Annotated in this window: 18 protein-coding genes; 9 read left to right on the top strand and 9 right to left on the bottom strand. The window is 36.3% G+C overall.

Annotated features, from left to right (window positions below):
- Positions 1–293: 293 nt before the first annotated feature.
- The gene (locus ACKP2L_RS00745) at positions 294–1,187 is read right to left on the bottom strand and encodes an ROK family protein (RefSeq protein WP_439425483.1); all 894 of its coding nucleotides are present in this window, start codon (positions 1,185–1,187) and stop codon (positions 294–296) included.
- 120 nt (positions 1,188–1,307) lie between these two features.
- On the opposite strand from ACKP2L_RS00745, the gene ACKP2L_RS00740 reads away from it, so the two are divergent.
- Together ACKP2L_RS00740 and ACKP2L_RS00735 are read left to right on the top strand one after the other, a co-directional pair.
- Positions 1,308–2,405 (top strand): helix-turn-helix domain-containing protein, encoded by a 1,098-nt coding sequence (locus ACKP2L_RS00740; protein ID WP_439425482.1) that lies wholly within the window; start codon positions 1,308–1,310, stop codon positions 2,403–2,405.
- A gap of 254 nt (positions 2,406–2,659) precedes the next feature.
- Positions 2,660–3,910 (top strand): NRAMP family divalent metal transporter, encoded by a 1,251-nt coding sequence (locus ACKP2L_RS00735; protein WP_439426240.1) that lies wholly within the window; start codon positions 2,660–2,662, stop codon positions 3,908–3,910.
- Positions 3,911–3,977: 67 nt separating this feature from the next.
- On the opposite strand, the gene nrdG is transcribed toward ACKP2L_RS00735, so the two are convergent.
- Both nrdG and nrdD read right to left on the bottom strand, forming a co-directional pair.
- Positions 3,978–4,550: an anaerobic ribonucleoside-triphosphate reductase activating protein gene (gene nrdG, locus ACKP2L_RS00730; protein ID WP_439425481.1), complete on the bottom strand. Its 573-nt coding sequence runs from the start codon at positions 4,548–4,550 to the stop codon at positions 3,978–3,980.
- The gene (gene nrdD, locus ACKP2L_RS00725; RefSeq protein WP_439425480.1) at positions 4,551–6,716 is read right to left on the bottom strand and encodes an anaerobic ribonucleoside-triphosphate reductase; all 2,166 of its coding nucleotides are present in this window, start codon (positions 6,714–6,716) and stop codon (positions 4,551–4,553) included. It abuts the gene before it with no gap.
- 271 nt (positions 6,717–6,987) lie between these two features.
- Here nrdD and sufC point away from each other — a divergent pair, with 271 nt between their 5' ends.
- The 6 genes from sufC to ACKP2L_RS00695 are packed head-to-tail and all read left to right on the top strand — an operon-like array spanning position 6,988 to position 12,386.
- Positions 6,988–7,770 carry a Fe-S cluster assembly ATPase SufC gene (gene sufC, locus ACKP2L_RS00720; RefSeq protein ID WP_439425479.1) on the top strand — a complete coding sequence of 261 codons (783 nt, stop codon included), beginning with the start codon at positions 6,988–6,990 and terminating at the stop codon, positions 7,768–7,770.
- Entirely contained in the window at positions 7,767–9,002 is a 1,236-nt protein-coding gene (locus ACKP2L_RS00715; protein ID WP_439425478.1) for a SufB/SufD family protein, read from the top strand. The genes sufC and ACKP2L_RS00715 overlap by 4 nt, the downstream gene beginning before the upstream one ends.
- Entirely contained in the window at positions 8,995–10,224 is a 1,230-nt protein-coding gene (locus ACKP2L_RS00710) for an aminotransferase class V-fold PLP-dependent enzyme (protein ID WP_439425477.1), read from the top strand. Before ACKP2L_RS00715 ends, ACKP2L_RS00710 begins: the two co-directional genes overlap by 8 nt.
- Complete coding sequence (gene sufU, locus ACKP2L_RS00705) at positions 10,214–10,663, top strand: Fe-S cluster assembly sulfur transfer protein SufU (RefSeq protein ID WP_439425476.1); 450 nt, start codon at positions 10,214–10,216, stop codon at positions 10,661–10,663. The genes ACKP2L_RS00710 and sufU overlap by 11 nt, the downstream gene beginning before the upstream one ends.
- Positions 10,660–12,063 (top strand): Fe-S cluster assembly protein SufB, encoded by a 1,404-nt coding sequence (sufB, locus tag ACKP2L_RS00700; protein ID WP_439425475.1) that lies wholly within the window; start codon positions 10,660–10,662, stop codon positions 12,061–12,063. Before sufU ends, sufB begins: the two co-directional genes overlap by 4 nt.
- Positions 12,060–12,386 (top strand): metal-sulfur cluster assembly factor, encoded by a 327-nt coding sequence (locus tag ACKP2L_RS00695; RefSeq protein WP_439425474.1) that lies wholly within the window; start codon positions 12,060–12,062, stop codon positions 12,384–12,386. The genes sufB and ACKP2L_RS00695 overlap by 4 nt, the downstream gene beginning before the upstream one ends.
- Positions 12,387–12,394: 8 nt before the next feature.
- Here the strand turns inward: ACKP2L_RS00695 and ACKP2L_RS00690 are convergent, their stop codons facing one another.
- The 4 genes from ACKP2L_RS00690 to ACKP2L_RS00675 form a co-directional block, all read right to left on the bottom strand.
- Positions 12,395–13,867, bottom strand: a complete 1,473-nt coding sequence (locus tag ACKP2L_RS00690; protein WP_439425473.1) for a PH domain-containing protein — start codon at positions 13,865–13,867, stop codon at positions 12,395–12,397.
- Positions 13,857–14,336, bottom strand: a complete 480-nt coding sequence (locus ACKP2L_RS00685; protein WP_439425472.1) for a PH domain-containing protein — start codon at positions 14,334–14,336, stop codon at positions 13,857–13,859. Before ACKP2L_RS00685 ends, ACKP2L_RS00690 begins: the two co-directional genes overlap by 11 nt.
- A 71-nt stretch (positions 14,337–14,407) precedes the next feature.
- The gene (locus tag ACKP2L_RS00680; protein WP_439425471.1) at positions 14,408–15,163 is read right to left on the bottom strand and encodes a LiaF transmembrane domain-containing protein; all 756 of its coding nucleotides are present in this window, start codon (positions 15,161–15,163) and stop codon (positions 14,408–14,410) included.
- A complete protein-coding gene (locus tag ACKP2L_RS00675) occupies positions 15,156–15,614 on the bottom strand; it encodes a LytTR family DNA-binding domain-containing protein (RefSeq protein WP_439425470.1) in 459 nt (152 codons plus the stop codon). Before ACKP2L_RS00675 ends, ACKP2L_RS00680 begins: the two co-directional genes overlap by 8 nt.
- 137 nt (positions 15,615–15,751) lie before the next feature.
- Here ACKP2L_RS00675 and ACKP2L_RS00670 point away from each other — a divergent pair, with 137 nt between their 5' ends.
- Entirely contained in the window at positions 15,752–16,597 is an 846-nt protein-coding gene (locus ACKP2L_RS00670; RefSeq protein WP_439425469.1) for a mechanosensitive ion channel family protein, read from the top strand.
- Here the strand turns inward: ACKP2L_RS00670 and dtd are convergent.
- Positions 16,588–17,034, bottom strand: coding sequence for a D-aminoacyl-tRNA deacylase (dtd, locus tag ACKP2L_RS00665; RefSeq protein ID WP_439425468.1), 447 nt, complete (start codon positions 17,032–17,034; stop codon positions 16,588–16,590). The genes ACKP2L_RS00670 and dtd overlap by 10 nt on opposite strands.
- 1 nt (position 17,035) lies before the next feature.
- Positions 17,036–17,509 carry an S-ribosylhomocysteine lyase gene (locus ACKP2L_RS00660; RefSeq protein ID WP_439425467.1) on the bottom strand — a complete coding sequence of 158 codons (474 nt, stop codon included), beginning with the start codon at positions 17,507–17,509 and terminating at the stop codon, positions 17,036–17,038.
- Position 17,510: the final 1 nt, after the last annotated feature.

The raw sequence follows: 17,510 nt of genomic DNA, 5'->3' as shown, positions 1-17,510 counted from the left end.
ATGTCAAATTGTGTTAAATAAGTTACGTTATTAAGTTTGATTTACATTAAATTACTTAATACTGCTACTCATAAATGCTGCCATATGCTATATAAGTGTTTTGGAGTTTTTTATTTATCCATTACATTGATTCATGTTATTTTAATTTAACGCCTTCGGTCTTCGCATGGCAGAGGTCACGGGTCCGAATCCCGTAATGTCCATATATAATTATTAAAAAAGCAAGGTTTATCCTTGCTTTTTTAATAAAGTTACCAGTAACTTTATTATTGTGGTTACCACTTATTTTATTTTTAAAATTTAAGGTCCATATTTCTTACCTTGAAAAAAGCGCCGAACAAATTAGCCTTATTTTTATAAGCAGAACCGACTATTTTTGGTTCCTTTAAAGTTGCTTCAACTAAGGAGTTGGAAGATCTTAGTTTTTTTAAAGCCTCATAAATACCATCAACAACGATCTTTCTTTGAGAAATACCGCCGCCGATAACAAAAAAGTCAATATCTAATATGGTTTGAATATTATGGACCAATACTGCGATCGTTTGGCAAAATTCTTCAAATAATCCATGTGCGTAAATATCCCCTTTTTCGATCAAATCAAAAACAGCAGGACCATCATTAATATCTTGATAATGATAATGTTTTGCTATTTTATTTATTAAGGAAACGGCTGATCCTTTAAAGCCGACCAGAGAATCATTAGAGAAGTTGCCCAAGCTCATAAAACTTACCTCTCCTGCTTGATCGTTTTTGCCATATAACAAATGGTTGTCTAAAACTATTCCGCCGCCGATAGCCGTGCCTAAAACTAAGACTGCACCGCTGTCTTGATTTTTCAGGATACCGCCATTAAGATCTGCGATCGTGGCAGCTTTAGCATCGTTTTCAACAGCTATTGGGATATCGAGATCTAATTCTTCGCCAAAAGATAAACCATTTAGAAAAGGTAAAGACCCGCCATAACTTATTCTCTGACTTTTAGAATCAACTTTGCCGGGAACACTTATACCAATACCCGAAATCGGCAAAGATACGTTACTCATAATAGACTTAAATTCGTTTATTAAATCTTTTTTCGAACTGGTCGGTGTTTCTTTACTACCAAAATCCAGCAGCTCGCCATCCTTATTGATCAGTGCATATTTTAGCTTAGTACCGCCTATGTCGAAAACCAAATAATTTTTCATAAATACTCCTTGAGTAATAAATAGCAATAATATTAAACAACAAGTATTATCGTGAAAACGCTAACTTATTTTTTGCGTTATACTGTCTTTTATTAGCAAAAAAGGTTTTTAAAATTAACAGTGAATAAACATCTCGAAAAAATAATCGAACTTTTCCAAGCAGCAGATAATTTGGCGATTTTCATTTACAACAAAAATGGTCAACTAATAAAGCAGACTGGTTTTAAGAAACTATCAGAGGAAATAAAAAACAAAATATTCGAACACTTGAATGAAAAAGTTTTTTTAGCATCATCAAAGGAAGGCAATCTGATAGCTGCATTCAAAAACGGCCAAGAAAGACTAGTAATATCAACGATTTCAAAATCCATAAATACAGAATTAAAAACGGATGAACAAAATTTAAAAATATTTTCAGCTAAGATAAGTATTTTCTACATGCTGTTAAAAGGAAAACAGGCCGTTTTTCAAAAAGAAAACGAAAATCTTAAAAATATAGTTTTATTCAACAAAATGGAAAACGATTCTTTGATTTCGCGAAGCAAAAAACCTTCATATGATGGTTACATATCAGAACAAAAAATGCTTAAAGGAATCGAGCATGGGAATTTAAACGAATTTGATAAAAATTTTTCCAAATTTGCAGCGGAAGGCAATTTTGGTGTCCTTTCAAATAACGAATTAAGAAATAAAAAAAATATAGTGATCGCCGCTATAACTCTCTACACCCGCTCATCGATCAAGGGCGGTCTATACGTTCAAAGTGCTTATGACCTAAGCGACTATTATATACAAAGAGCAGAACGACAAACACATATAGAAGATCTCCATGAATATATCCGTTCAATAGGAAAAGTTTTTGTAAAAAATGTTTCAGCCGTTAAAAGAAAAAACGAACCGACATTGATTTATCAAACACAAGAATACATTTATGATCATCTAGCCTCGATCAAAAACATCGACGAAATCGCCAGCAAACTTAATTGCAGCAGTTCTTATTTGATGCATTTATTTAAAAAAACAACTGGGAAAAGTATCGTATCTTTTATAACTGAACAAAAAATATCGTCCGCAAAACAACAGCTTTTATTCAGCAAAAAATCGTTGAACCAAATCGCTCATCAGATAGGTTATAAAAGACAATCAGACTTCTCCAGAAGTTTTAAAAAAATCGTTGGCCGCAGCCCAAGCCGGTTCCGTTCCAGCCAAAAAATTTAAACAAAATAAAAACGACCAGATAGAGCTTTCTGATCGTTTAAAAAGAGCTTAAATAAAATATGAAAACTAAATTGGGCAACTACTACCCAAGTAAAATTATATAGTAATAATTACTATTTATCAACAAAAATCATCAAAAAAAGTAAGCGCTGATCAATTTTTAAAAAAACATAAATGCTATATAAATCACAAAGATATGGCCTTTTAATAGATTAACATATCAAGTTTATTTATCAAAGGGGCTAAAAATCAAAATAACTAGTAAATCATCAATAACAAACCATATCAGCTTATTCAAATTATTTGCGACTTGGGGACCGGGTCTGATCGTTATGCTGGCGGATACAGATGCAGGCTGTTTGATAACAGCAGCCGAATCAGGGGCACAGTTCGGATATACAATGATAATGCCGCAAATTATATTGATACCAGTTCTATACATAGCTCAAGAAATGACCGTCCGTCTCGGCATCGTGACCGGCAAGGGACATGGCGAGCTGATCAGAGATTATTTCGGCAAAAAATGGGCTGTATTATCAGCTGTTACACTCGCAATTTCAGCTATTGGCGCCCTATTAACTGAATTTATAGGTATTGCCGGCGTCGGCGAACTTTTTGGTATTTCTAAATGGATAACTATTCCGATAGCTACTGTTATGTTAGTAGGTATCGCATTTTCAGGAAGCTATCGCCGCGTTGAAATAGCCGGTATTTTGATAGGTCTCGGCGAACTTGCTTTCATCATAGCTATTTTCTTGATCAAACCAGATCTCGGACAAATCGGTCAAGGTCTATTAAGTTTTCCGATAAAAGACAGGTCATATATATACTTGATCGCTGCTAACGTCGGCGCAGTTATCATGCCGTGGATGATTTTCTATCAGCAAGGAGCTGTTATTGATAAAAAAATCAGCAGGAAAAATTTGAAAAAAGAAAAAATGGATACAGCCGCCGGCACGGTACTGACACAGTTGATCATGATAGTCGTAGTAGTAGTTTACGCTGCTGTTTTTAACCGAACAAAAACGAATGCCGACCTTTCGACTGTTCCCCAATTAGCAAATGTATTGGGTCAATTTATCGGTAACAATACATCAAAAATAATCGTTGGATCAGCAATTTTTGGTGGTTCGATGGTCGCCGCCCTGGTCGTTGCTCTAGCCGGTACTTGGGGAATTACCGAAGTATTAGGATGGAAACACAGCCTAAACGAAAGACTTGATCGATCCAACGCCGGATTCTACACGATATACGCTTTGGCTCATATCGTTGGCGCATTTTTAGTTTTGATAAATTTTGATCTAGCATCTTTAGCTGTAACCGTGGAAGTTATAAACGCCTTATTGCTGCCGATAGTACTCGGATTTCTGATCTTGTTAGAGTCCAAGGCTTTACCGAAAGAATACAGATCAAAGGGCCTTTATAAAATTATCTCCAACACACTGTGTCTGATCGTGATCATTTTTGGTTTGTACATGATCGGTCCTGTTATTCATCTTTGGTAAAAAAAATAAAAACCGCTGCATTAAAACTCTACATTTATAAATGGAATTTTAATCAGTGGTTTTTATTTTAACGTTTTAATCTTGACCAAATAACGACTTTGCCGCTTTTAAGAGACTTAGGAACATCGATTATACGCTGGTTAGCACTGCCGCGAAACTGTAAAGTCAAATCTTTTTGTGCTTCCAAGAATCTGCCGTCAACAAGAATATCCAAATAACTCAATAATTCTAGTTTATCATCTGATTCTTTTGCTAATTCATCCCACTTATAACCGGTCCAAGACCAAATATCTTTAGTGTGACCGAATTCCTTACGGATCCTTTTACACAATCTTATTGCAACAGTTGTGTTCAAAAAAGGCTCTCCGCCTAATAATGTAAGTCCTTGGACATAGGATTCAGACATATCCTTTATGATCCGATCCTCTAGCTCTTGAGTATAAGGATGGCCATAATGGAAATTTTGAGCGACCGCATTATAACAGCCGGGACAATTGAACAAACAGCCGGAAACATACAAACTGCACCGCACACCTTCACCATCGACCATGTTAAACGGTTTGTAGGAAGCAATGTAATTAAGGCTGTGATCTTTAGCTAACCATTCTTTTGGTTTTGGATTTTTCGGTCCTACTGGCATTTAGATCTGCCCCAATTTCATGTTTTTTACTCGAGATGCAATTTCTTTGTGACGGCCATGTACCATCGGACGCTTTTGAGGATTTCCAAGATATCCGCAAGTACGTTTTACAACATCGCAGGTTTCCGGATCTCGGTTACCACAAACCGGACACTCAAAACCTTTTGCAGTTGGCTTGAAGTCACCATTAAAACCACATTTATAGCAATGATCGATCGACGTGTTAGTTCCAAGATAACCGACTTTGTCGTATGCCCAGTCCCAAACAGCTTCAAGAGCCTTAGGATTTTGGCGCAAATTAGGATACTCGCAATAATGGATGAATCCGCCGCTGGCATAAACCGGATAGTCCTTTTCGAAAGTTAGTTTTTCAAAAGGTGTCGGGTTTTTACGTACATCATAGTGGAAACTGTTAGTGTAGTATTCCTTATCAGTGACATTTTTGATCCTGCCGAAACGTTTGATATCCAACTCGCAGAAAGTATCGGTCAAAGATTCAGCTGGAGTCGAATAAAGACTGAAATGATAATCATATTCCTTTTCCCATTTAAGACAGTACTCATGCAAACGTTTGGTTATCTCAACTGTAAAATCATGAGCTTCGGGATCATTTTCCCATTTAGGACCATAAAATACCGTTCCGACTTCATAAAGCCCAATATAACCAACTGAAACTGTTGCCCGACGATGAGTGAATAATTGATCAACATTTTCGTCGTCCTTAAGCCTCTTGCCAAAAGCACCAGACTGATAAAGAATCGGCGCATTTTGCGGTTTGGCTTCTTTAATACGATCAACTTTATTCAAAAGTGCCTTTTTCACCAATTCCATTTTTTCATCAAAGATTTCCCAAAACAATCCTTGATCTTTTTTTGATTCCATGGCGATCCTTGGCAGATTAAGTGTCACGACTCCTAAATTCATACGTCCGGAATTTACTTCCTTGCCATTCTCATCTTTCCAACCCTGCAAAAAACTGCGGCACCCCATCGGAGACTTGAAACTGCCTGTCAGTTCAATGATTTTGTCATACATAAGAATATCCGGATACATTCGTTTGGTAGCACAATCGATCGCTAATTCTTTAATATCGTAATTTGGATCGCCTTCCTTGAAATTAAGACCCTTTTTCAAGGTAAAGATCAATTTTGGAAAAATCGCAGTCCGATGTTGTTTGCCCAAGCCTTTGATGCGGATCTTCAGGATATCCATTTGGATCTCTCTTTCGATCCAAGAGGTTCCTAAACCAAAATTAACCGTTGTAAAAGGAGTTTGCCCTTGAGTCGAATTTATCGTATTGATTCCATACTCAAGTTGTTCCATCGCCGAGTAAATATCTTTTTTGGTTTCGTTTCTGGCATAATCATCCTGTTTTTCAGGACTTACCCACTTTTTGGCTTCTTCAAGATGATTTTTATAATTCATCTCTGCATAAGGTGCCAGCAGCTGATCAGCACGATTGCAAGACGAACCTCCATATTGGCTTGACGCTACGGCATCGAAGATCTGTACCATCATAACCGTTGCCTGACCGATCGACTTAGGCGGGAAAACATCAGTGTTGCCGATTTTGAATCCCTGCGAAAACATTTCATCAAAATCGATCAAACAGCAATTGGTCATACTAGTCATTGGCGAGTAATCAAGGTCATGATAATGGATATCACCTCTTAAATGAGCTTTAGCAACCGTTTCGGGCATCATTTTAAGGCCCATAGACTTACCGACCATCCCCGCAGTCAAATCACGCTGGGTACTAAAAACTTCACTATCCTTATTAGCATTTTCATGGACGATCGTATCATCGCGTTGGATCAATTGGCTCAATTTCGTTTTTGGATCACTTTCTTTTTCAAAGGAGGCAACATCTTGATGACGATAATTTTGATATTTTTCCGCAGCTTGGTAAAATCCGAATTTTTCAAGTTCTGAGATGAAAATATTCCTTATCTCAAGGGTCTGTATTTCATTTTTTTGTGAACAAGCAATGACTATCTCAGATAAGATCTGTTCTTTTTGCTCTTGATAGTCGTCTAAAAGCAGTCGATCAAGAACTTGAGCGATCTTATAGGTATGAAATTTAGTCCTTTCTCCATCAGCTTTAATAACAGCTAATTGGTTCATTAGTTCAGGATCAGTCCTGAAAGTTGTTTGTATTTTCTGCATTTGGTCACTTCCTTTAATGATTTTTCAATCATCGTTAAGATTACTGAATATCCTATGATGCCAATAATTAAATTGCAATAGTGCTTTTTTCACAATACAAAGCGTTTTAAATTGTTAAAAAAGCATAAAGTCTTTTAAAAAAACGTTTAGATGTGCTTTGTGAAACTAAAAAAAGAAATTTGATTTTTAAAAGAAATTTAATCTCTTGGATTTTTAATTATAAAATACTTTCTTGAGCTAGTATATTTATCTTTATCAAAAGGAGTTATTAATGAGCGTACTGGAAATCAAAAATTTACATGCCACCATTGAAGATGAAGAAGACAAAAAAGAAAAAGAGATACTCAAGGGGGTCGACCTGACTATTAAAAGCGGCGAGATCCACGCCATCATGGGACCCAACGGTACCGGTAAATCCACTCTTTCAGAAACGATAATGGGTAATCCAAAATATAAAATAACCAAAGGATCGATCAAATTAGATCAGCAAGAGATCTCTAAACTTTCAGTAGATCAAAGAGCAAGGGCTGGTTTGTTTTTGGCAATGCAATATCCAATATCGATCAAAGGCATCAGCAATATCGAATTCATCAGATCGGCTGTAAATACCCAAAGAAGCAAAGATCAAAGGCCATCAACTCGTGATTTCATAACCGAATTGAAGCAAAAGCAAGAATTCTTAGAAATGGACAGCAAGATGAGCGGTCGTTATTTAAACGAAGGTTTTTCCGGTGGTGAGAAAAAACGCAATGAAATCTTACAAATGATGATGATAAAACCAAAATTCGCCATTTTAGACGAAATAGATTCCGGATTGGATATAGATGCCTTAAAAGTCGTTGCTAAGGGTGTCAATAGTATGCTCAGCGATAATTTCGGTCTATTGATGATAACTCATTATCAAAGACTGCTTAATTATATCAAGCCCGATTTCGTTCATATCATGTATGAAGGAAAAATAATAAAAAGCGGAGATGCAAACCTTGCTTTAAAAGTTGAAAAGGAAGGATACCATGAATTTGAAAATCAAAAAAATAGCGGTGATCAGGCATGATCAAAAAAGAAAGCATCAATAAAATAGATGATATAAAAAAACTTTCAAAAGAAAAAATGAGTCATGTCGAACCAAAAAAATTTTTGAAAATAGACTACCAAGACTGGCAGCTTTTTGATCAAAATAAACATTTTATCAGTGCTGGCCAAAGTGCAGCTAATGATCGTTTTCAAAATGAAGTCCACCAGAATTTTATCAGTATCGATCAAAAAACGGTAAAAGACGAATTAAATGAAAATCAAAAAAAGAGCGGGTTGGTCTTATGTGATCTGCAAAATGCTTTAGGGGAATATCGCTCGCTGGTCATCCCCTATATAAAAAATTTCATAATGCAGAATGAAGGCAATCATTTAGAGCTTTTCAACTTAGCTTTTTTAAAACAAGCACTGTTTATATACGTTCCAGATGATTCCGTTGTAAAAGAAACACTTTTTTTAAAACAGATCATTTCAGCAGGACAAAATAATTTCTGCAGTTATTTATTGATAATCGTGGGCAAAAATTCTTCTATTAAAATAGCTCAAGAATTAGCAGGCATATCTCAAAATCTTCAGCAAAAGACCCACATAACTGTTGACATTCATTTAGAAGAAAACAGCAAGATGCACTTTTATGCTTTAGATCATTTAAAAAGCAAAACGAAAACTCATATTTTTCGAAAGGCAGTCTTAAAAGAATCGGCGGAATTCGATCTAGACCTTGTAGAATTCAATGCGGGAGATACGCTCAGTGATTTCATAACTGATTTAAAAGGAAACGGGGCTAATGCTAAAACAAAAGTCACCGCTTTAACGACAAAAGATCAAACTCAAGCCATAAATACTGTTATGACCAATTATGGCAAGAACACTAGTGCCAATATATTCCAGCACGGCGTGTTGATGGATAGATCTCATATGATCCTAAACGGTGTTGGTAAAATCATCAAAGGTGCTCACCAAGCCTATTCGCAACAGGAAAATCGAATCTTGATGCTTTCAAACCAGGTCATAGGAGATGCAAACCCAATATTATTGATCGATGAAGATGATGTTGATGCAGGCCATGCTGCCAGTGTCGGTCAGGTTGATGACAATCAGCTTTACTACATGGAAAGCCGAGGTATCGACGAAAAATTTGCTAAATATTTACTGGCCCAAGGTTTTTTAAAAGATCTGTTGATCGATATCAAAGAAGACCAAATAAAAAAACAGGCCTTTAAGATAATCGAAGAGGAACTGGCTAATGGATGATCATGATTTAAAAAAAGATTTTCCGATCTTGAAAAGACAAATAAACGGCAAACAACTGGTTTATCTGGATAACGCAGCCAGCAGCCAGAAACCTAGACAGGTCATAGACGCTATCAGCAATTTTTACAAAAACGATTATGCCAACGTCCACCGATCAGTCAGTTCTTTGAGCAGCCATGCAACGGATGAATACGAGAAAGCCAGAGATAATATTGCAAAATTTATCGGCGCCAAAAGTTCAAAGACGATCATATTTACCAGGTCAACGACAGAAAGTATCAATCTAGTTGCAAGAAGTTTCGGTGATCTATGTATAAAAAGCGGCGACGAAATTTTGATCACTGCAAGCGAACACCATAGTAATCTGATTCCTTGGCAGCAGCTGGCAAAAAGAAAACAGGCCTATTTAAAATATCTTCCTTTAAAAAAGGATGGCAGCTGGTCACTAACAGACCTGCAAAATAGTTTAACTGATAAGACCAAAATAGCAGCTCTATCCCAAGCTTCCAATGTATTAGGAACCATCAATCCAATCAAGCAGGCCGCGGCTCTAGTGCATCAAAAAGGCGGTTATTTACTAGTAGACGGCGCCCAAGCCGTACCGCATTTTAAAATCAATGTAGATGATCAGGATGCCGATTTCTATGCTTTTTCCGGTCATAAAATGCTTGGTCCCAGCGGTATCGGCGTCCTTTACGGCAAAGAAGACCTCTTAAATAGAATGGATCCTATCCAATATGGCGGCGAAATGATCAATGTCGTCGATCTATATGAAAGCAGTTGGGGCGAAATACCTTTGAAATTCGAAGCAGGTACACCGAATATCGTTGGAGCGATCGGTCTAAGTGCTTCAGTCGATTATTTAAAAAATATCGGAATGAATGAAATCAGTGCCCGCGAAGATGCCTTGGTACAAAAAGCGATCGAAAAATTAAAAGAGATAAACGGCCTTGAAATATACGGTCCAAAAAATCCGGAAAAACATCATTCTCTTATCAGCTTTAACTTAAAAAATATCCATCCGCACGATCTGGCCAGTGTTCTTGATCTGCAAGGAATAGAGGTTCGTGCTGGTGATCATTGTGCGCAGCCTTTAATGAATTTTCTAGGAATAAATGGTACAGTCAGAGCAAGTTTTGCTTTTTATAATGACCAAGATGATATAGACAGCTTGATCGAAGCGATAAAGGGGGCTAAAAGTTTTTTCGCAAATGGACTTTGACATATTAAGAGAACTATATCAGGACATTATTTTAGATAATGCCAAACAGCCGAAAAATAATTATTTACTGGAAAAAGCTGATCGAAAGATAGAACTCGCTAATACTTCTTGCGGTGATTTGATCCAATTAAGGATCAAATTAAAAAAAGATCGAATTGAAGAAATAGCATTCACCGGCCACGGATGTACTATTTCACAAGCATCTGCAAGTATCATGACTGACTTATTGAAAGATATGGATATTAAGTCTGCCTTAGACAGCATCAAAGATTTTAGCGATCTGCTGATCGGTAGGAAGATCAATAAAGACAAAGAAGAAAAATTGGGGGATGCTTTTGTACTTGCGTCGGTGAAAACATTCCCAACTAGGATAAAATGTGCTGCTTTGGCTTGGCATGCAGCGGAAAATATATTAAAAGCAGAAAGGTGTGAGAAATGAGCGAACTTAATCAAATAGTTGGTGATCAGGACTATGAATTCGGTTTCCATGACGATGTGAAACCTTTTTTCTCAACAGGCAAAGGCTTAAACGAAGAAATCATCAAAAGAATATCAAAGGAAAAAAACGAACCGGATTGGATGTTAGATTATCGCTTAAAAGCATATGCTGAGTTTAAAAAAATGCCCGACCCGCCCTTCGGACCTGATTTAAGCGGATTAGATCTGAAAAATATGCTTTTTTACCAAAAAAGTACGGAAAAGAAATACCGAAACTGGTCTGAAGTCCCCGATCAAATAAAAACTACTTTTGATAGACTCGGCGTCCCGCAGGCTGAAAGAAAATATTTAGCCGGTTCCTCGGCGCAATATGAATCTGAGGTCGTCTACCAAAATATGAAAAAATCATTTGACCAGCTGGGAATAATTTTTACCGACACTGATTCAGCCCTGCAAAAATATCCTGAGCTTTTTAAAAAATGGTTTGGTAAATTGGTCAAACCAAATAATAATAAATTCGCTGCTTTAAACGGAGCTGTCTGGTCTGGCGGAACTTTTATTTATGTCCCCAAAAATGTCAAATGCCAAGTACCGGTCCAAGCTTATTTCCGTTTGAACGCCGAAAATTCTGGTCAATTTGAAAGAACTTTGATAATAGTCGATCAGGGCGGCAGCATAAATTATGTAGAAGGCTGCACTGCTCCTAACTATGATTCCGACAGCCTGCATGCAGCCGTTGTAGAAGTTAACGTTCTCAAAGACGCCTACTGCCGCTATACAACGATCCAAAACTGGTCAAAAAATGTTTATAGTTTAGAGACAAAAAGGGCACAGGCTGAAGAAAACGCCATTATGGAATGGGTCGATGGTAATTTAGGATCAAAAGTGACCATGAAATACCCTTCAGTCTATCTAAACGGCCAAGGCGCAAGAGGAACGATGCTTTCCATAGCTGTCGCCGGTTCGAAAATGGATTCCGATACCGGTGCACAAATGATTCACAATGCCAAAAATACCTCATCGTCGATAATATCCAAATCAATAGCCAAAGACGGTGGTCGAGTAGATTATCGCGGAAAAGTTCGTTTTGGCGAGGATTCTGCTGGTTCTTTTTCACATGTAGAATGTGACACGATCATAATGGACGATAAATCATCAAGTGATACCATCCCATACAATGAAGTTTTTAACGGTCAGGTTTCCATGGAACATGAAGCAAAAGTTTCCAAAGTCTCTGCTGAGCAGCTTTACTATCTAATGAGCAGAGGTATGACAGAACAAAAAGCGACCGAAATGATCATAATGGGTTTTATTGAACCGTTTGCCAAAAAACTGCCAATGGAATATGCAGTTGAATTAAATCGTTTGATAAGCTTTGAGATGGAAGGATCAATAGGATGAAGGAAGACACAACAAACAACGAATCTTTTAAAAAACGCTTAATGGAAAATTTATCAGATATCGTAGACCCCGAACTAGGAGTGGACATCGTCAATCTCGGCCTCATTTACGGCGTCAAACTTGACGATCATGGCAAGTGCCTTATTACGATGACTTTAACTGTCGCTGGCTGCCCTCTCTCATCATATTTACAAAATTCTATCGAAGATCAAGCAAAAAGATTGCCTGAGGTAAAAGAAGTAGAAATAAATTTAGTATGGGATCCTGCCTGGTCGATCGAAAAGATGTCAGAACAAGCTAAGCTCGATCTTGGTATATATTGATTTAATAGTTATTTGTTAAAAAATCTAGCAAGATAAAGATTATAAATTTGATCAGCGCTTTCTTTTTGAATATAGCGTAATTGAACTTTAAAGGAGCCGTTGCCTTTTCTGATATTCATTATCAGATGAGCGCGGTTTTTATTTTTCATCCAAATCGATTGTTTTACTTGTACTGATTGAACGGCCTTAAAAGGTAATAAATAATATTCCTTGGCAAAAAAACGACTGCTTCCAATAATGACTATATCCTTTTTTCTATCGACCAGCCAAGCGGTTTGGCGACCGTAAAAATCAGCATTCCAAATCGCCAAAAATAATACCGGCAAAATCAGCAATCCCGAAAAATGCCAAAAATAGACCGCAAAAATAAAGACTGTCGACCAAATAAAAAATGCATTACGAATGAAATAATATCTGCCAGACGGTTTAGGCTTATTTAAAGGTAATGATCGTTTAGGCACCCAGTCGATCAAAGAAATAAGATTCTCAAAAAGAATATCTTTTCGAATCAAAGGAAAAATGGTCAGTATTTTTTCATCATCTTCTTCAGAACGTTTAACATCTGAAGCCGTAAAAGTGCTGACCTTAGAAAATCCAAAAAAGCGATATAAAATAGGTTCTTCGATATTGACTGCTTGGATTCTAGCCAGCGGCTGGCTTGTAACTTTACGTTGAAAAAAACCCTTGGATATATTGATACGACCATTTTTTTTGACAACAGTAAACATATAAAAACTTAAAAGCTGGTGCAGGTAGGAAAAAAGGTATAATCCAAGAAACAAAGCAGTATAAATAAAGAGCTTATTGACAAAACTCAGTCGATTGAACCAAAAAATGCTTCCATTTCTAAAAGAACCAGGAAGGATGGGACTGAAAAATTCACATAAAGCGATCAGACCAAAAACAGTCGTTAAAATTTTTGCTGACAAAATACTAAAAAGATTAAGATCCTTTTTATTTAAATGAAACTCGTCCTCAGAATAGACACTTAATTCAGAATCCTTGATATCGCTTTTGCCTAATAGAGCTTTTTGCCCGTTTTTAAGATTATCGATTATTTCAGCTTGATCAGAGCTGATCAGAAAAAGTTCACTTTTTTTGTCGTCTTTGCTCCTGCCGGCAGTATCGAATATTAAATGTTCTAATTTTAAAGGCTTAAGAAAAAACCATTGTCTGTGTTCGATCGTTTGGATTTTTTGATAAGGAATGTGCTGATGTTTTTTGAAAAAAATACCTGAATTGATCGTGATGCTGTTTTCATCGATTTTATAGCTAAAACAAAAATAGCTTAAAAAAGCACTTAATAAAATCAGGAGCGGCAAAAAAATAAATGATATCTGAAAAACAATAGATGACTTTAAATTATTTAAAAGGGAAAAATAAAGAACGACCAAATAGATAAAATTTTGACTAAAAAAACGTTTTAAAAAAACAAAAACAGCTAGCGGATGCAAATGGAGCGCCTTATCATCAGATCGCATGTTCTTTAGCCTCCGAGACAAGCGTTACTATTTGCTCGCGAAGTTTTTGTGCGTCAGCGATTTCAAGGCCGTCGATCGTATGGTCTGTCGAAGCAGTAGAGATATTTACTTTTTGAAGTTTCTGCCATTGTAAAAGCGGTCCTGCTTCTAATTCAACATCTTGAACACGAATTATAGGGATTCCTACTCGTTGGCGAAAAATAAATCCATAGTTTATCTCTACTGCCTGTTCGTTTATCTCATAAGTCCAAAAGTGATAACGGTACGGTATTAAAAGCATTTGGCCGGCAAAAACAAGGATACCGGCGATCATCAAAATAATAAAAATCCAAAAAAGAAAATTATGACCAAAAAGATGAAAAAAAATCAAAGCTAAAATCGAAAGCACTATAAGAAAAAGACCATTCATTATGGCGCTGATAGCCCAAATGGTCTTTATTCTTTTTGGTAAACTGTGCGCTTCATGCATAAAATAAAATCTCTTTCTTTGATTCGTTTATTTTATCATAAAGTTTTGGATAAAAATATAATTAAATCTAATCATATATAATGAATACTTAATTCGCTGGCACTCAAGCTGCCTCTTAAATAAACTTTTGCTCGACCGGTTCCGCCGCGATTACTATCATCAATTTCAGCCCATATACTGTCAATTTCGTCAACTACTTGCCAATCATTAGGAAAATATAAATCTATATTGCTTAAAGAAGAACTAAAAACGAGCTCTAATTCATCCTTTATTTGAGCATCGGTAAAATATATTTTTAAATCAGAAAGACTGGTATTGATTTTTACCTTACGCAAATTTTCTGATTTAACATATCTGATACTAGAATTCATTTTTCCATTGATAGTTACTTCTTCTCCCTCAGAAGAAGTATTAGTTTTGGTATCTCCAAAATCCCAAGAAATATTCTTTTTGTGCTCGCCTCGCTGTTTATAATCGTTTTTATTTGGAAAATCAAATTTCCAATATTTATTCTTGATTTTAAAATTAGACCGGAAGATCATCCCTAGTCCGATATCCAGCAGCAATGCAACTAACAATATCGTCCATGGACTCAAAACTGATATTTTTAAAGGGGCTGCATAGATTATAAGAAGAAAAGCTAAAGAGAATACTGATCCGCTAATACTTAGAGACAGCAAGCTTTTGATCAAAAAAGCCGCCAAAAAAATCGTTAAAATAATTTGAAAAAATCCAATTTTAACAGTCAGCATTCCCAACTGGCTAACAACTAATAAGATCGCTGCCAAGATGAAAAAAATGCCCCAAAACCATCTTTTTTTACTCATGTTCAATACCTCTGCCTTCTAATTTTTCTTTGACCGCATGATAATATCGACGTGAAACATAAATTTGCTTTTGCGATCCGTTGAATTCGATCAAGTTATTGGATAAAGAATGAGTCAAACTCCAAACTTTATCAACATTAAGAATCGCTGATTTAGAAGCACGAACAAAATTACTGGTCAAAATTTTTTCCAGCTCATAAAGCCTATATTTGGTCACATAAATACGATCAACCGTATGAGCATAAACTTGGCGTCCCTCAGTTTCAAAGAAAAGAAAATCATCAACACTCAGGTAATATTCTCTGCCTTGCCTATAAAAAGCCAATTGCATCTTTTTGTCAAAAGAAGAGAGCAGTTCAGATATATCTTCAGTTTGCTTGTCATAAAAAGGTGTTTTGATAATTATCTCTTTTTCAGATATATCGTCTGCTATTTCTACCCGTATCCTCACATTTATTTTCCTTTCTATATAAATAAGTTGAACATAAAAACAACAAAAATAAAATAAAAATCGTCCAAGCGGTAATAAACTTTGAACAAAAGGCTAGCCCTATAAAAACTCTATCGTTTAGAATTGATATATAAATCATGCTTTTTGAGACTATTGCTAACAATTGGATAAATTATTGGGAAAATTTCGACTGGACAAAAATAGGTTCTCTGATAATCAATAATGTGATTCAAATACTTATATTTTCATTGATTTTTTGGCTGATAAATAGAATCGCTGTTTTCTTAGTTGACAGAAGCTTTTTAACATACAGCAAATCAAAAAGGATCAATAAAAAAAGGGCGGCTACCCTCCATACTTTGTTGAAAAATACTGCCAGATATATAGTTGTCTTTTTTTATCTATATACGATCTTAAGTATCCTCGATTTCCCGATCGGAACATTGATCGCGAGTGCCGGCATAGTCACCATAGTTATCGGTCTAGGGGCGCAAAGCATTATCAAGGATATAATTTCAGGCTTCCTTATTCTGTTAGAACAGCAAATGGAAGTTGGCGATACGGTAACTATAAATAATAACGTAAATGGTAAATTAGTGGCTTTCGGATTGAGAATAACCACTATCAAAAGTGCAGACGGAAGTTTGAATTACATAGCAAACAGCAGCATAACGACCATTAAAAATCAATCTAGAAATAGCAGCAAAATACAAATCGATTTACCAGTCGGGCAAACCGAATATTTTGATCAGATAATCAAAAAGATCAGTCAAATTACCAAACAAGAAGCAAAGACAAATAAAAACATTTTGGACCAAGGGCAAATAAAGGCGCCGACAGTTTTATCAGAAAATAACATTCTTGGTATATCAGTCCTTTTGACTGTCAAAAACAGTCAAAGCGATAAGATAAAAAGCGAATTAACCAGTAAGTATCTTTCAGAAATAATAAAAATATACAAAGAAAAAACCGATCAAAGCTGATCGGTATCATAAATGATCGTGACAGGCCCGTCGTTAATGAGCTGAACTTGCATATCAGCCCCAAACTGACCGGTTTTAACTTCAATTCCTTCTTTTTCTAAAGATGAATTAAAGTCCTCATATATTTTTTTAGCATGGTCAGGTTTCCCTACATTGGAAAATCCCGGTCTATTGCCTTTTTTAGTATCTGCATAAAGCGTAAATTGAGAAACGGAAAGGATCTTTCCTGAAACATCTTTCAAAGCCAGATTCATTTTGCCCTTTTCATCTTCAAAAACTCGTAACTTAGATATCTTTTTTGTTAAGTATTCAACCTCTGCTTGGCCGTCGCTGTCTTCAACACCGACTAACAATAAAAAACCGCTATCAATAGCGGCAATTTTGTGATCATCAATGGAAACGCTGGCAGAACTAACTCTCTGTAAAACGATCCTCATATCAAACTACTTTTCTTTCAAAAGGATCGCTGGAGATTCCTTGTTTCAAAATCAATTTTGACCACTCTTTAGCACTATGCAACGAATGGTCTTTATAATTTCCGCAGCTCTTGATACCAACGCCTTGTACATCATCCCAAGTGATTTTGTCTGCAATTTCCTGCAGCGTTGATTTTAAGGCTTTAGCGACCTCTTCTGTCGAATAAGTGTACCAAGAAATCATATGAAAACCAGTCCGACATCCGAAAGGTGAAATATCAATGATCCCATCTAGGCGATTACGCATCAAATCTGCAAATAAATGTTCCAAAGTATGCAATCCGCCAGTTTCTATCGAACTCTGGTTAGGCTGCACAAGGCGCAGATCATAATTGGCAACACTGCCGCCGTTGGGTCCCTTTTCCTCAGTAATAAGGCGAACGTAAGGTGCTTTAACTTTTGTATGATCTAAAGTAAAACTTTCAACTTCTGACATG

The sequence above is a fragment of the Oenococcus alcoholitolerans genome, assembly GCF_051852995.1.
GTDB classification, from domain to species: Bacteria; Bacillota; Bacilli; order Lactobacillales; family Lactobacillaceae; genus Oenococcus; species Oenococcus alcoholitolerans.
Note: the sequence above shows the minus strand (reverse complement) of the source record. Positions and strands in the feature narration are given on the sequence as shown.